The sequence below is a fragment of the Collimonas fungivorans genome (assembly GCF_001584145.1).
Taxonomy (GTDB): domain Bacteria; phylum Pseudomonadota; class Gammaproteobacteria; order Burkholderiales; family Burkholderiaceae_D; genus Collimonas; species Collimonas fungivorans.
Genome location: NZ_CP013232.1, coordinates 1,769,909 through 1,784,535 on the forward strand (window position 1 = coordinate 1,769,909; position 14,627 = coordinate 1,784,535).

Consider the following 14,627-nt stretch of genomic DNA (forward strand, 5'->3'; position numbering starts at 1 on the left):
CACCGCAGCGTGGCGAATTACACTCCCCGTGCGGCTCTGTCCCCAACTAATCAAGAAGAAGGATCATCATGTCTCGCACTAATCTGACGCTCTTCGATTCCGCGCTCATGGGCCCGGCCATCGTCGCATCGTTCAAAAAGCTGGCGCCGCAAACGCAATTGCGCAACCCGGTCATGTTCGTGGTTTATGTCGGCAGTATCCTGACCACCCTGTTGTATTTCCAGGCCCTGATCGGCAAGGGCGAAGCCAGTCCGGCCTTCATCCTGGCGATCTCGGTGTGGCTCTGGTTCACTGTGCTGTTCGCCAATTTCGCCGAAGCGCTGGCGGAAGGGCGCAGCAAGGCGCAGGCGGAATCGCTGCGCGCCTTGAAGCAAACCGTTTCCGCCAAAAAACTGGACAATAACGGCAGCGGCAAGCCCAATGGCCAGCTCAGCAAGTGGTCGGCCACTCCGGCCAGCAACCTGCGCAAGGGCGACATCGTGCTGGTGGAAGCCGGGGACGTGATCCCGGTCGACGGTGAAGTCATCGAAGGCGTGGCCTCGGTTGACGAAAGCGCTATCACCGGCGAATCGGCACCCGTAATCCGCGAATCCGGCGGTGACTTTTCCGCTGTCACCGGCGGCACCCGGGTGCTGTCCGACTGGCTGGTGGTGCGAGTCTCGGTGAACCCTGGCGAAGCCTTCCTCGACCGCATGATCTCAATGGTGGAAAGCGCCAAGCGGCAAAAGACACCGAACGAGATCGCCCTCACCATCTTGCTGGTGGCGCTGACCATCGTGTTCCTGCTGGTGACTGTCACGCTGCTGCCGTTCTCGCTGTTTAGCGTGACCGCCGCCAAGTTCGGCACGCCGATCACCATCACAGTGCTGGTGGCTTTGCTGGTGTGCCTGATCCCGACCACCATCGGCGCCTTGCTGTCCGCCATTGGCGTGGCCGGCATGAGCCGCATGATGCAGGCCAATGTGATCGCCACCTCCGGCCGTGCGGTCGAAGCTGCCGGCGACGTCGATGTACTGTTGCTGGACAAGACCGGCACCATCACGCTGGGCAATCGCCAGGCTTCGGCATTCATTCCGGCGCCCGGCATCACCGAGCAGCAATTGGCGGACGTGGCGCAACTGGCTTCGCTGGCCGATGAAACACCGGAAGGGCGCAGCATCGTGGTGCTGGCGAAGCAGCGTTTCAATATCCGCGAACGCGAGATGGGTTCGCTGCACGCCACTTTTGTGCCGTTCACCGCACAGACGCGCATGAGCGGCATCGATATCGGCGAAGCAGGCCACGAAGGTGGAAAAATTCGCGCGATCCGCAAGGGCTCGTCCGAGGCGCTCAAGAACTACCTGCAGGAACTGGGGCAGCCGTTCCCGGCCGAAGTCGCTCACAACGTCGACGACGTCGCCCGCCGCGGCAGCACGCCGCTGGTGGTGGTGGACGACGGTGTGGTGATGGGTGTGGTCGAGTTGAAAGACATCGTCAAGGGCGGCATCAAGGAACGTTTTGCCGAACTGCGCCGGATGGGCATCAAGACCGTCATGATCACCGGCGACAACCGCTTGACAGCGGCATCGATTGCCGCCGAAGCGGGGGTTGACGATTTCCTGGCGGAAGCGACGCCGGAAGACAAGCTCAAGCTGATCCGCAGCTACCAGTCGGAAGGCCGGCTGGTAGCGATGACCGGCGATGGCACCAACGACGCACCGGCGCTGGCCCAGGCCGACGTGGCGGTGGCGATGAACAGCGGCACACAGGCAGCGAAGGAAGCCGGCAACATGGTCGACCTCGATTCGAACCCGACCAAACTGCTGGAGATCGTCGAGATCGGCAAGCAGATGCTGATGACGCGCGGCGCCTTGTCGACCTTCTCGATTGCCAACGATGTCGCCAAGTATTTCGCGATTATCCCGGCGGCCTTCATCACCACTTATCCGCAGCTCGCGGCATTGAATGTGATGCACCTGGCCAGCCCATCGTCGGCCATCATGTCCGCGGTCATCTTCAACGCCCTGATCATCGTGGTGCTGATCCCGCTGGCGCTGAAAGGTGTGCGCTATCGCGCAGTTGGAGCGGCTTCGCTGTTGCGTCGCAACCTGCTGATCTACGGCCTGGGCGGCATCATCCTGCCCTTTATCGGTATCAAGCTGATCGACATGATCTTGTCGGTCATGCACCTGGTGTAATTAGGAGTATAGAAATGAAATCCGCATCTACAACGCTGCCGCCGGCAAAACTGGCGGCCAATTCGAAAGTATCTTCGTCGAAAGCGGCTTCGCAAGGCGTAATGCGCCCGGCACTAGTGCTGTTCGCCAGCCTGACAATCCTATGCGGAGTGATCTATCCGCTGGCCGTGACCGGCATCGGCAAGGCGGTCTTTCCCGACCAGGCTTCCGGCAGCCTGATCGTGCAAAACGGCAAGCTGATCGGCTCGCGCCTGATCGGCCAGGAATTTTCAGCCCCCAACTATTTCTGGGGACGTCTGTCGGCAACCAGCCCGATGCCATACAACGCCCAGGCTTCCAGCGGCTCCAATTTCGGACCTAGCAATCCGGCTTTGATAGACGCGGTCAAGGGCCGGGTCGACGCCCTGAAAGCCGCCGATCCGGGCAACACGCTGCCGATGCCGGTAGACCTGGTGACTGCCTCCGGCAGCGGCCTGGATCCGGAAATCAGCCTGGCTGCCGCCTATTACCAGGCCGGACGCATTGCACGCGAACGCAAGCTGAGCGTCGATACCGTGCACAGCCTCATCGACAGCCTGCAGCTGCGGCGCAGCCTGGGCTTCTTCGGCGAGCCGCGCGTCAATGTGCTGGCGTTGAACCTGGCGCTTGATCGGGCAACTGAGCGCCAGCATCCGGCTGCGAACTAAGTTTCACCACCCATTTCATTCCAGAAGGGATAGTGCTCGCAGGACTGGCCGTACAGCGTGCGGCCAGCTTGCACACGTCCATGTTTCTTCGGGTTTGAAATAAAACACCACGCTATCTTTGTCTTATCTGGAACATATGAAGAAAATCATCTATTTTGCTGGCCTGCTGTCCGTCATCGGTGTTACCGCCTTCACTGCAAATTTCTCGCAGGCTGAAGAGGCGCCTGTTGAAGCTGCTGTCCCTGACAATTCCCTGACGTTCAATGCCAGCCTGGTCTCCGACTATCGCTTTCGCGGCATTTCCCAGACACGCTTGAAACCGGCCCTGCAAGGCGGCGCGGATTATAGCAACGCTCCTACCGGGCTGTATGTCGGCACTTGGCTGTCGACTATCAAATGGGTCAAGGACGGCGGCGGCGACGGCAATATCGAATGGGATGTCTACGCCGGCAAGAAAGGCAATTTCACCCAGGACTTGAGCTACGATTTCGGCGTCCTGACGTATGTATATCCGTCCAATGAATTGAATCCGGACGCCAATACCACGGAACTCTACGGCCAGCTTGGCTACGGTCCCGCATATGTCAAATATTCGCAGTCGCTGACCAATCTGTTTGGCTTTGCCAACAGCAAGAACAGCGGTTACCTGGATATCGGCGCCAATATCGATGTCAGCAACGGTTATACGGTCAATTTGCATGCCGGCCATCAAACCGTCAAAAACAACTCGGCTTCCAGTTATAACGACTGGAAAGTCGGCCTGACCAAGGATTTCGGTTTCCTGTCCGCCAGTGTGGCCGTGATCGGCACCGATACCAACAACTATGTAGGCCCGGGGCCAGATCGCAAGAACCTGGGGAAAACCGCGCTGGTAGTATCGGCGGCCAAGATATTCTAAGGATTGCTGACCGACGGTTTCAATAGTACGGGTCGGAAGGCGCAGAGTCTTCCGGCCTGTTTGCCGTTGCGGTCCCGGTATCGGCCCCGGTATCAGCCCCGATACGGGCAAGGAATTCATGCGGATTTCGGTATATCGTAGCGATAACTGGATTCCATCTACAATTAGCGCTACGATTTTATCTAACCGTCTTATCGATGGCTTTCACAAGGCAATCAGTGTCCTCACCCTATTCAAACGACGATCTGCGTCCGGATCCGGATGCTTTGCTGGCGCGGCTGCAGGTGCAGGAGAGCCTGGCCGGGCGCGGCAAGCTGCGCATCTATTTCGGCGCTTCGGCCGGCGTCGGCAAAACCTACGCCATGCTCAGCGCCGCACACAAGTTGCATGGCGAGGGGCGCGACGTCTTGGCGGGAGTGATCGAAAGCCACGGCCGCGCTGAAACCGCTGCGTTGCTGAACGGGCTGGAACTGCTGCCCATGAAGCAGGTCGCTTATCGCGACAAGCAGCTGCCGGAATTCGACCTCGACGCTGCCTTGCGGCGCAAGCCATCGTTGATACTGGTCGATGAACTGGCGCATTCCAATGCAGCCGGCTCACGCCATCCGAAGCGCTGGCAAGACGTGGAAGAGTTGCTGAATGCCGGCATCGATGTATTCACCACGCTCAATGTCCAGCATCTGGAAAGCCTGAACGATGTGGTGGGCGGCATCACCGGCATCCGGGTCGCGGAAACATTGCCGGACACCGTATTCGACGCTGCCGATGAAGTGGTGCTGGTGGACCTGCCGGCCGACGAATTGCTGAACCGGCTGAAACTAGGCAAGGTCTACAAGCTGCCGCAGGCGGAACGCGCCTCGCGCAATTTTTTCCGCAAAGGCAACCTGATCGCACTGCGCGAACTGGCTTTGCGCCGCACCGCGGATCGCTTGCAGGGCGATGTCCAGGCCTACCGGATCGAGAAGTCGATAGGCGCGGTGTGGCAGACCGACGCCGCCCTGCTGGCCTGCGTTGGCCCGTCGCCCAGCGCGGAACATGTCATCCGCAGCACCGCACGGCTGGCGACCCAGCTCAATGCCGAATGGCATGCGGTGTATGTCGAGACGCCGAAACTGCAGCGCCTGCCTTCCGCCAAGCGCGAGCGCATCCTGAAGACGCTCAAGCTGGCGCAGGACCTGGGCGCGACCACTGCTGTACTGGCCGGCAGCGAAGTAGCCGAGGTTGTGGCCAGTTATGCACGCAGCCACAATTTCTCGAAGATCATCATCGGCCGCAGCCAGCGCCGCTTTCCCTGGCAAGCCAGCCATTCCGCGCGGATCGCGGCCCATGCCCGCGATATCGACCTGATCGCCATCGGCGCAAGCTCGGCCGGCACTGCGGAAAAAGCCGAGGAGGGCGCCGGCGGCATCCTGCCGCGCCACTTGCCGATGCAGAACCGGGTCGAATGGTGGGGTTATGCCTGGGCGCTGGCGGTATGCGTGCTGGTGACTTTACTGGCGACGCCGATACTGCCGTTTTTCGACCTGGCCAACATCGTCATGTTATATCTGCTGGCGGAAGTCCTGATCGCTATCCGTTATGGCCGCGGACCGGCGATTTTTGTCGCGCTGTTGAGCATCGCTTCCTTCGATTTCTTTTTTGTGCCGCCGCGCTTTTCGTTTGCCGTCAGCGATTTCCAGTACCTGGTGACCTTCGGCGTGATGCTGGCGGTCGGCCTGACCATTAGCCACCTGACCTCCGGGCTGCGCTACCAGGCGCGGATCGCCTCGGACCGCGAAGCGCGCTCGCGCGCCTTGTTCGAATTTGCCCGCGCCTTGTCGGGAGTGCTGCAGACAGAACAGATCTTCGAGACCAGCGGACAGTTCTTGCAGCACAGTTTCCAGGCCAAGACCTTGCTGCTGATACCTGACGATGCCGGCCGGCTGAACTTGCCGGCGGCGATACCGGACGATGTGGCCAATGTCGCCGCCACGCTCGACATGGGTATCGCCCAGTGGGCTTTCGACAATGCCAGCAGCGCAGGCATCGGCACCGATACCCTGCCAGCCAGTAATTATCTCTATCTGCCTTTGGTGGCGCCGATGCGCACCCGGGGCGTGCTGGTGATCTTGCCGCATAACCGGCGCTGGATCCTGATCCCGGAGCAGCAGCAACAGTTGTATACCTTCGCCACCCTGACCGCGATTGCGCTGGAGCGCGTGCACTATGTCGAAGTGGCGCAAGACGCTCTGGTGAGGATGGAGTCGGAGCGTTTGCGCAACTCCCTGCTGTCGGCGCTGTCGCACGATTTGCGCACGCCGCTGACCGCCTTGATCGGCTTGTCCGAGTCGCTGGTGCTGTCGAAGCCGCCATTGCAGCAGAACCAGCAAGTGCTGGCCAGCGCACTGCACAGCGAAATGCTGCGCATGAGCGCGCTGGTGACCAACCTGCTGGACATGGCGCGTATCCAGAGCGGAGAGGTCAAGCTGAATTTGCAATGGCAGCCATTCGAGGAAGTGGTCGGCAGTGCATTGCGCGCCAGCGGTTCAGCGCTGCACGGACACCAGGTCGAGATAAGGGTGGCGCACGAGTTGCCGCTGGTCCATTTCGATGCGGTGCTGATCGAACGCGTGCTGTGCAATTTGCTGGAGAATGCCGCCAAATACACGCCGCCCGGCTCCCACATTGTTTTAGCAGCCGTAGCCAATGCACGTTTCCTGACGGTGACCATCGCCGATGATGGACCGGGGCTGCCGAGCGGCATGGAAGATACGATATTTGAAAAATTCACGCGCGGCGAGCGCGAATCGGCCAAACCCGGCGTCGGACTCGGATTGGCCATCTGCCGGGCAATCGTGGAAGCCCATGGCGGCAGCATCCATGCCCGCAGCGGCCATCGCGGCGAAAGCGGCGCCGAATTCATCTTCACCATTCCGCTCGGTGCGCCGCCCAGCATGCCGGACCTGGAAGAACACGAACCGAGCGCCGGTGACGATACGGAGAACGCATGACGATACAACCTACACCCATAGCACTGCTGGTCGAAGACGAACCTCAGATCCGGCGTTTTGTACGCGCCGCCCTCGAGGATGAGGGCTGGCAGATTTTCGAAGCGGCCACCATGCAGCGCGGCCTGATCGATTGCGGCACCCGCAAGCCGAACCTGGTGATCCTCGATCTCGGCCTGCCGGATGGCGATGGCATCGATTTCATCCTGGATGTCAGGAAATGGTCGCGTGTGCCGATCATCGTGCTGTCGGCGCGGGTCAATGAAACCGACAAGATCAAGGCGCTCGATGCCGGCGCCGACGATTACCTGAGCAAGCCGTTCGGCGTCGGCGAACTGCTGGCGCGGGTGCGCGCCACGCTGCGGCGGCAGCACCAGCCGCTGGCCGGCGACGATGGCTTGATCCGCTTCGGCGACGTCACGCTGGACCTGCAGGCGCGGCTGGTCACCAAGGCGCAACAGCAGGTGCACCTGACGCCGACCGAGTATCGCCTGCTGTCGGTGCTGGTGGCCAATGCCGGCCGGGTGGTGACCAATCCGCAGCTGCTGAAAGAAGTGTGGGGGCCGTCGCATTCGGAGAGCGGCCACTACCTGCGGATTTATATGGGACACTTGCGGCAGAAGCTGGAAGACGATCCGGCACAGCCCAAGCACCTGCTGACCGAAACCGCAGTTGGCTACCGGATCCTGCTGTCCCAGTAAAGGCCAATGAACGAGAAAAAACGGAGAAGACAATGACCAGACCGGAATGCATCAAACACTGGCAAGAGATCCAGGGCGCGGACGATTCCAGCTATCCCGGCAGCGCCGAGCTGATGTCGATCGGTTCGCCGTTCGGCCGCGTCTTCGGCCTGAACCGCCTCGGCATCCATCATGAACTGCTGCAGCCTGGCCGCCGCACTTCCTGGCCGCATGCCGAGAAGACCGAGGAAGAATTCGTCTACGTCATCGAAGGCGCGCCGGATGTCTGGCTGGACGGTCATTTGCACCGGCTGGCGCCGGGAGACGGCGTCGGCTTTGCACCCGGCACCGGCCTCGCGCATACCTTCATCAACAATACCGCAACCGATGTGCGCTTGCTGGTGGTGGGCGACCGCTTCCGCGCCGACAACCAGGTTTATTACGCCTTGCACGCGCAGCGCAATGCCGAGATCGGCGAACAGCTTTGGCTGGATGTGCCGAAACAGCCGCTGGGTCCGCATGATGGTTTGCCGGACAAATTGCGGGAGTCCAACGGGCCGTTCTGAAGGTAGGAGGGGGGCGATCCGGGGCAACGGAAGTTGTCCTGAAAAGAAAGCAGTCATCGTACATCCTGCCAAATTCCAGGAATAGGTGTAAACTATCGGGCAGACAGATGCAAACTGCTTGCATCTGTCTTTTTGTTTACCCTACGGTTATCGGCAGTGCCACGTACTCTTCTCATTCCGCTCATTGTTGCCTGCGCGCTGTTCATGGAAAACATGGACGCGACGGTGATTGCCACCTCGCTGCCGGTACTGGCGCGCGACCTCGGCCAAGATCCCCTTACCCTGAAACTGGCGTTGACCTCGTATGTGGTCGGCCTCGGCGTGTTCATCCCGATCAGCGGCTGGGTCGCCGACCGTTTCGGCGCACGCACCGTGTTCCGTGCCGCCATCCTGGTGTTCCTGGGCGGCTCGCTGATGTGCGCAGCCTCGAGCTCGCTGGCGGCGTTTGTCGCAGCGCGCTTCTTGCAGGGCATAGGCGGCGCCATGATGGTGCCGGTGGGGCGTATTGTCATTTTCCGTTCGGTGCCGCGTACTGATCTGGTGAAAGCCATCAGCTACCTGACCATTCCGTCCCAGCTGGGACCGGTGATCGGGCCGCCGCTGGGCGGTTTCATCACGACTTATTTCCACTGGCGCTGGATTTTCCTGATCAATGTGCCGATCAGCATCCTCGGCATGTACCTGGCCAGCCGCTATATCGAAAATTACCGTTCCGACGATCTGCAGCCGCTCGACATGAAGGGTTTTGTGCTGTCGGCTATCGGCAGCACCTTGCTGATGCTTGGCCTGTCTCTGATCGACGGCGAATTGCTGGCGCCGCAGTGGGCGTTCGCCATGTGCGTGCTGGGCGGCCTGACCTTGTATGTGTATTTGCTGCATGCAAGGCGCGAACCGTTTCCGCTGCTGGACTTGCGCCTGCTGCGGATCCCGACGTTCCGCGCCAGCGTCATTGGCGGCTCGCTGTTCCGCATCGGGCTGGGCGCCGTGCCGTTCCTGCTGCCGCTGGCGCTGCAGGTGGGGTTTGGCATGAATGCCTTCCACGCCGGCACCATTACTTGCGCCTCTGCTTTCGGTGCGATTTTCATGAAAGCCATCGGCACCTCGGTCCTGCGCCGTTACGGCTTCCGTTCAGTGCTGATCTGGAATGCAGTGCTGGCCGGGCTGGCGCTGGCCTCGTACGGCCTGTTCACGCCGACCACGCCCTACCTGGTGATGATGGCGGTGGTGCTGCTGGGCGGGTTTTTCCCTTCCATGCAATTCACCTGCCTCAACACCATGGCTTACGCCGACCTCGATAGCGCCGACGTCAGCCGGGCCACCAGCCTGGCCAGCGTGGTGCAGCAGATTTCCTTGGGTTTGGGAGTGACCATAGGCGGCCTGGCGGTGCATCTGTCGAGCCGTTTGCAAGGGCATTCGACCATCGTGGCGGGGGATTTCTGGCCGGCCTTCATTGTCATCGGCCTGTTTTCGTTGGCCTCGATTCCGGTCACCCGGCGCTTGCCTTTGAATGCGGGCTCTGCATTGACCGGACATAAGCCGGCTTGATAGCGGTTTTAATTTAAACTTCCGCGATACGCTTGGCGATATGCGCCAGCGCTTCTTCGACCTGGTCGACCAGGATCAGGCAAAGATCTCCCGGCGCCAGGTGCGACAAGGCGGTATCGATGGCGACGAATTCGCCGTTGATTTCCTCGGTCGACGTGGTGCGGCGGGCGTTTTGCAAACCTTCGCGCAACAGACCGAGCACCTCGCCGTCGGCGCGGCCGCGCTGGCACTGGTCCTGGTACAGGATCACCTGGTCGAAAGCATCGCCCAGGATTTCGGTCTGGTGGCGGATATCGATATCGCGCCGGTCGCCGGCGCCGCTGATGACGACCGAGCGGCGTTTGGCTGGCATGCTGTCGATGGCCTTGACCAGCGCCTGGATCGCATCCGGGTTGTGGCCGTAGTCGGCGATCAGGGTCGCGCCGCGGTAATCGAATACATTGAAGCGGCCTGGCGCCGTGGCGGCATCGTTGACGAAGGTGCTGAGGCCGGCGCGGATCACTTCCCAGTCCAGGTCCAGCGCCCAGGCTGCGGCAATCGACGCCATGGCGTTTTCGATCTGGAAGCCGATGGCGCCGTTGCGCGTCAGCGGAATGTCTTGCAGCAAAATCCGATGTTCCTGCTTGCCCTTGGCGGCGACGATGGCGTTGCCGTCCTGGTACACCACCCGGTGGCCTTGCGCACGATGGGTAGTCATCAGCGGGTGATGGAAATCGTGGGCGAAAAAGGTGACCGAGCCGGTGCAGGATTTGGCCATGCTGGCGACCATCGGGTCGGCCGCGTTGAGGACGGCGTGGCCGCCGGGCGCGACGTTTTCCACGATCACGCGTTTTACCACGCTCAGGTCTTCCACCGTGCTGATATAACTCAGCCCGAGGTGGTCGCCCATGCCGATGTTGGTGACCACGGCGACATCGCAGCGATCGAAGCCAAGGCCCTCGCGCAAGATGCCGCCGCGCGCGGTTTCAAACACGGCGGCGTCGACGTCGGGATGCATCAGGACATTGCGGGCGCTGCGCGGACCGCTGCAGTCACCGGTATCGATGCGTTGCTGTTCGATGTAGACGCCGTCGGAATTGGTCATGCCGACGCGCAGTCCCTTGCGCCCCAGCAGGTGGGCGATCAGGCGCACGGTAGTGGTCTTGCCGTTGGTGCCGGCCACCGCTACCAGCGGGATGCGGCCGTTGTCGCCGCTGGCGAACATGGTCGACATGATGGCGGCGCCGACCGCACGGCCCTTGCCGTAGGAAGGGCTGATGTGCATGCGCAAGCCAGGCGCGGCGTTGACTTCGACTACGCCGCCTTCCTGTTCTTCCAGCGGCTGGTGGACATTGTTGCAGACCACGTCGACGCCGCAGATATCGAGTCCCACCATTTGCGCCGCGGCGACGGCGCGCGCCGCCAGCTCCGGATGGACGTCTTCGGTGACGTCGGTGGCGGTGCCGCCGGTGCTCAGGTTGGCGTTGTTGCGCAGGACTACGCGCACGCCTTGCTGCGGAATCGAATCCGCGGCGTAATTCTGTTTCGCCAGGGTGGCCAGGGCGATCGCATCAAAGCGGATCTTGGTCAGCGAAGTGGCATGGCCATCGCCGCGCAGCGGGTCGCTGTTGACCTGGTCTACCAGCTGGCTGATGGTGCGCACACCGTCGCCGATGACTTGCGGCGGATCGCGGCGGGCAGCGGCGATCAGCTGGTTGCCAACCACCAGCAGGCGGAAGTCATGCCCCGGCAGGTAGCGTTCGACAATCACTTCCGAGCAGATCTTGGCCGCCACTTCGAACGCAGCCATGACTTGCTCGCGAGCGGTGATATTGACCGCCACGCCTTTGCCCTGGTTGCCGTCGCGCGGCTTGAGCACCACCGGGCCTGCGATTTCCTGGGTCGCGGCCCAGGCTTCTTCCGCGCTGGACACCACCCGGCCCATAGGCACCGGAACGCCGGCGGCGTTCAGCAGCTTCTTGGTCAGGTCCTTGTCCTGCGCGATCGATTCCGCGATGGCGCTGGTATGGTTGGTTTCGGCGGCCTGGATGCGGCGCTGGCGGCTGCCCCAGCCGAACTGCACCATGCTGCCGCTGGTCAGGCGCCGGAATGGAATCCCGCGCATGACTGCGGCCTGCACGATGGAACCGGTGCTAGGCCCGAGACGGACGTCTTCATCCAGTTCCTGCAAGCTGGCCAGTGCGCCGGCCAGGTCGAACGGCTGGTCGTCCAGCGCTGCCTGGCACAGTTGCTGCGCCAGCTGGAACGCCAGCCGGCCGACTTCTTCTTCGGTATATTCAACGATGACCTGGTAGACGCCGCCTTCCAGCGTCGGCACCGTGCGGCTGAAGGTGACCGGGCAACCGGATTCCGACTGCAGTCCGAGCGCTGCTATCTCCAGCGCATGCGCCATCGACACCACTTCGTTCTTGCTGCCGGCCTCCAAAAAGCCGATTTTTGGAAAGCGTTCACGCAGCCTGGCTTCGAAACCGGCGATGCCCGCAATGGCGCGCTCGACATCGGGACAAGACACAATGGCTTCGATAGCGGTATGTCGACTCCACAGATTGGGGCCGCGAAGTACTCGGATACGTGATACGTCCATCAACAGGTTTTCCTAATATTACCAATAATTACCAATAAAAAAGCAGGATCGGCAGCAGCCGTCCTGCTTAGCTTTTTAAGCCATTTCGAAGGTCTCTATCCCTGCACGGATCAGATCGTGAGAGATGTCCAGCGCCCATGCCGCTGCTACTGCCGCCAGCACGTTTTCCACCTGGAAGCTGTCCTTGCTGCGGGCAATCAGCGGCACGGTGGCGATGTCGGCCAGCAGCATTTCATTCTTGCCGACCGCCAGCATGATCTGGTCGTTGCGGACAAACACCGCACGCTTGTCTTGCTCCAGCTGTTCGGCGATCACCGGCAGGGTAGGGGAGAGGCCAAAGAAGATCACTTCACCATCGCACAGCGACGCCATGCCCGCTACCAGCGGATCGGCGGCATTCAGCACGGCGACGCCGCTAGGCAGCACGACATCGACCTGGGTGCGGGTGACCTTGACCATTTCCTCGGCATCGCTGATGTAGTACTGCGGCGAACTGTCGCCGGCGGCGATATTGGTGACGACGCCGACCTGGCAGCGGTCGTAGACCAGGCCTTCCGACAGGATAGTGTCGTGGCTGTTTTCGAACACCGCTGCTTCGACCGCACGATTGATCAGCACCCGTTGCGCCGATTCCCAATTGGCGCGGTCGCCCTTTTCGACTTGGCGCTGGGCGAAATACAGGCCGTCGCCGCAAGCCAAGCCGACATGGTTGCCGCTCAGGTGCAACTGCCAGGCTATCAGGCGCGAGACCGTGGTCTTGCCGTGGGTGCCGGTGACGCCGACGATAGGGATGCGGCCATTGTTGGCAGCGGCAAACAAGTGTTCGATGATGGCGCGGCCAACCGGGCGCGGCCGGCCTTCGGCCGGTTTCAGGTGCATCAGCAGGCCGGGGCCGGCATTGACTTCGACAATCGCGCCGCGCTGTTCTTCCAGCGGCCGGGAAATGTCTTCGGCCACCAGGTCGACGCCGGCGATATCCAGGCCCACCACGCGTGCGGCGAGCGAGGCCGCGGCGGCGACGCTGGGGTGGACCAGGTCGGTAACGTCGATGGAAACGTTGCCGTTGCGCTGGATCAGCACTTGTTTGCCTGCGGGTGGGATCGATTCGCCGTTGAAGCCTTGCCGTTCCAGCTCTACCCGCACCACCGGTTCATCGTCCAGCAGCACCAGGCTGAGCGGACATTCTTCCAGTTCGCCGCGGCGCGGGTCGGAATTGATCTGGCTGTCGATCAGCTGGCGGATGGTCGACTTGCCGTCGCCGCTGATGGACAGCGGCTCGCCGCGCGCAGCTGCCGCCAGGCGGCCGCCGACGATCAGCAGCCGGTGTTCGTTGCCGCGGATGAAACGCTCGACGATCACGCTGCTGCCTTCTTGCAGCGCCAGCGTGTAGGCGGTTTCGATCTCGGCCTGGGTATTGAGGTCGATGAAGACGCCGCGGCCATGGTTCGCATCGGAAGGCTTGACCACCACCGGCAAGCCGATGTCTTCCGCCGCTTCCCAGGCCTCAGCGGCGCTTTCCACCAGTTGTCCTTCTGGCACCGGCACGCCGCAAGCCTGCAGCAGGCTCTTGGTCAGGTCCTTGTCGCTGGAGATGCTTTCGGCGATGGCGCTGGTCTGGTCGGTTTCCGCGGTCCAGATGCGGCGCTGGCGGATGCCGTGGCCGAGTTGCACCAGGTTGCCTTCGGTCAGGCGGAATGAGGGGATACGTCGTTCGTCTGCTGCTTCCACGATGCAGGCCGTGCTTGGCCCCAGGCAGCGCGAATCGACCATGCTGCGCAGTTCGGTGATAGTGGCGGGGACGTCGAACGGCTTGTCTTCAATCGCAGCCATGACCAGGTCGCGTGCAGCGTGCAGGGCGGCGCGGGTGACCTGTTCGTGGCGCGCGCGCACCGCAACCTTGTAGACGCCGCGCACCGAAGTGCTGCGCGCCTTGCCGAAACCGCCGGGCATGCCGGCCAGGTTTTGCAGTTCCAGGGTGACGTGTTCGAGGATGTGGCCGGGCCAGGTGCCGTCTTGCAGGCGCTGGACAAAACCGCCGCGTTCGCCGTAGCTGCAGCGATGTTCGATCAGGGTAGGCAGCCAGCTGGTCAGGCGCTGGTTGAACCCGGGCAAGGTATTTGAAGGGAAATCTTCCAGTTCGCCAATGTCGATCCACGCCTCAAGGGTTGAGCGGTAGGTCCAGATATTTGGACCGCGTAGCGACATGATGCGGAGAATTTCAATGTTTTTCATGAGTGAGCAATGAGGCTGTGCGATAGGGCTGCAATAGGGCTGCAATAGGGCTACGTGAGTGCTGAAAATTTTTCTTGTTTTATGTCGGTTCAACACCCTGCAACTATCTGTAACGCGCTAATACGTGAATCGGTTTACAGAAGCTCACTTAAAATAGCAAAATGATAGGGTTATGGTAACGAAATGTAACGTTTCTGAAAAACACGATAGGATATAATACTTGCGGCAGACGATGTGCGCCATTTGAGGCGATTTCACACAAAATTCAATCC

General features: G+C 61.4%; 9 protein-coding genes. 7 read left to right on the forward strand and 2 right to left on the reverse strand.

Features of this window, described 5'->3' with window-relative positions; all coding sequences use genetic code 11:
* The first annotated feature begins 68 nt into the window (after nt 1-68).
* The 7 genes from kdpB to CFter6_RS07620 all read left to right on the forward strand — a co-directional run bounded on the left by kdpB (nt 69) and on the right by CFter6_RS07620 (nt 9,539).
* On the forward strand, nt 69-2,177 hold the full coding sequence (gene kdpB / locus CFter6_RS07590) for a potassium-transporting ATPase subunit KdpB (protein WP_061539409.1): 2,109 nt from the start codon (nt 69-71) through the stop codon (nt 2,175-2,177).
* 101 nt (nt 2,178-2,278) lie between these two features.
* Nucleotides 2,279-2,863 (forward strand): potassium-transporting ATPase subunit KdpC, encoded by a 585-nt coding sequence (gene kdpC, locus CFter6_RS07595; RefSeq protein WP_061542260.1) that lies wholly within the window; start codon nt 2,279-2,281, stop codon nt 2,861-2,863.
* A gap of 136 nt (nt 2,864-2,999) precedes the next feature.
* Nucleotides 3,000-3,761, forward strand: a complete 762-nt coding sequence (locus CFter6_RS07600; RefSeq protein WP_061539410.1) for a TorF family putative porin — start codon at nt 3,000-3,002, stop codon at nt 3,759-3,761.
* Nucleotides 3,762-3,979: 218 nt separating this feature from the next.
* Nucleotides 3,980-6,751 carry a two-component system sensor histidine kinase KdpD gene (gene kdpD, locus CFter6_RS07605; protein ID WP_082814651.1) on the forward strand — a complete coding sequence of 924 codons (2,772 nt, stop codon included), beginning with the start codon at nt 3,980-3,982 and terminating at the stop codon, nt 6,749-6,751.
* Nucleotides 6,748-7,449 (forward strand): two-component system response regulator KdpE, encoded by a 702-nt coding sequence (gene kdpE / locus CFter6_RS07610; RefSeq protein WP_061539412.1) that lies wholly within the window; start codon nt 6,748-6,750, stop codon nt 7,447-7,449. The genes kdpD and kdpE overlap by 4 nt, the downstream gene beginning before the upstream one ends.
* Before the next feature lie 32 nt (nt 7,450-7,481).
* Nucleotides 7,482-7,994 (forward strand): cupin domain-containing protein, encoded by a 513-nt coding sequence (locus CFter6_RS07615; RefSeq protein ID WP_061539413.1) that lies wholly within the window; start codon nt 7,482-7,484, stop codon nt 7,992-7,994.
* A gap of 156 nt (nt 7,995-8,150) precedes the next feature.
* A complete protein-coding gene (locus CFter6_RS07620) occupies nt 8,151-9,539 on the forward strand; it encodes an MFS transporter (protein ID WP_257722413.1) in 1,389 nt (462 codons plus the stop codon).
* A gap of 13 nt (nt 9,540-9,552) precedes the next feature.
* Here CFter6_RS07620 and cphA read toward each other — a convergent pair whose 3' ends face one another.
* Together cphA and CFter6_RS07630 are read right to left on the reverse strand one after the other, a co-directional pair.
* Nucleotides 9,553-12,123, reverse strand: coding sequence for a cyanophycin synthetase (gene cphA, locus CFter6_RS07625; RefSeq protein ID WP_061539415.1), 2,571 nt, complete (start codon nt 12,121-12,123; stop codon nt 9,553-9,555).
* A gap of 75 nt (nt 12,124-12,198) precedes the next feature.
* The gene (locus CFter6_RS07630; RefSeq protein ID WP_061539416.1) at nt 12,199-14,355 is read right to left on the reverse strand and encodes a cyanophycin synthetase; all 2,157 of its coding nucleotides are present in this window, start codon (nt 14,353-14,355) and stop codon (nt 12,199-12,201) included.
* Nucleotides 14,356-14,627 lie beyond the last annotated feature (272 nt).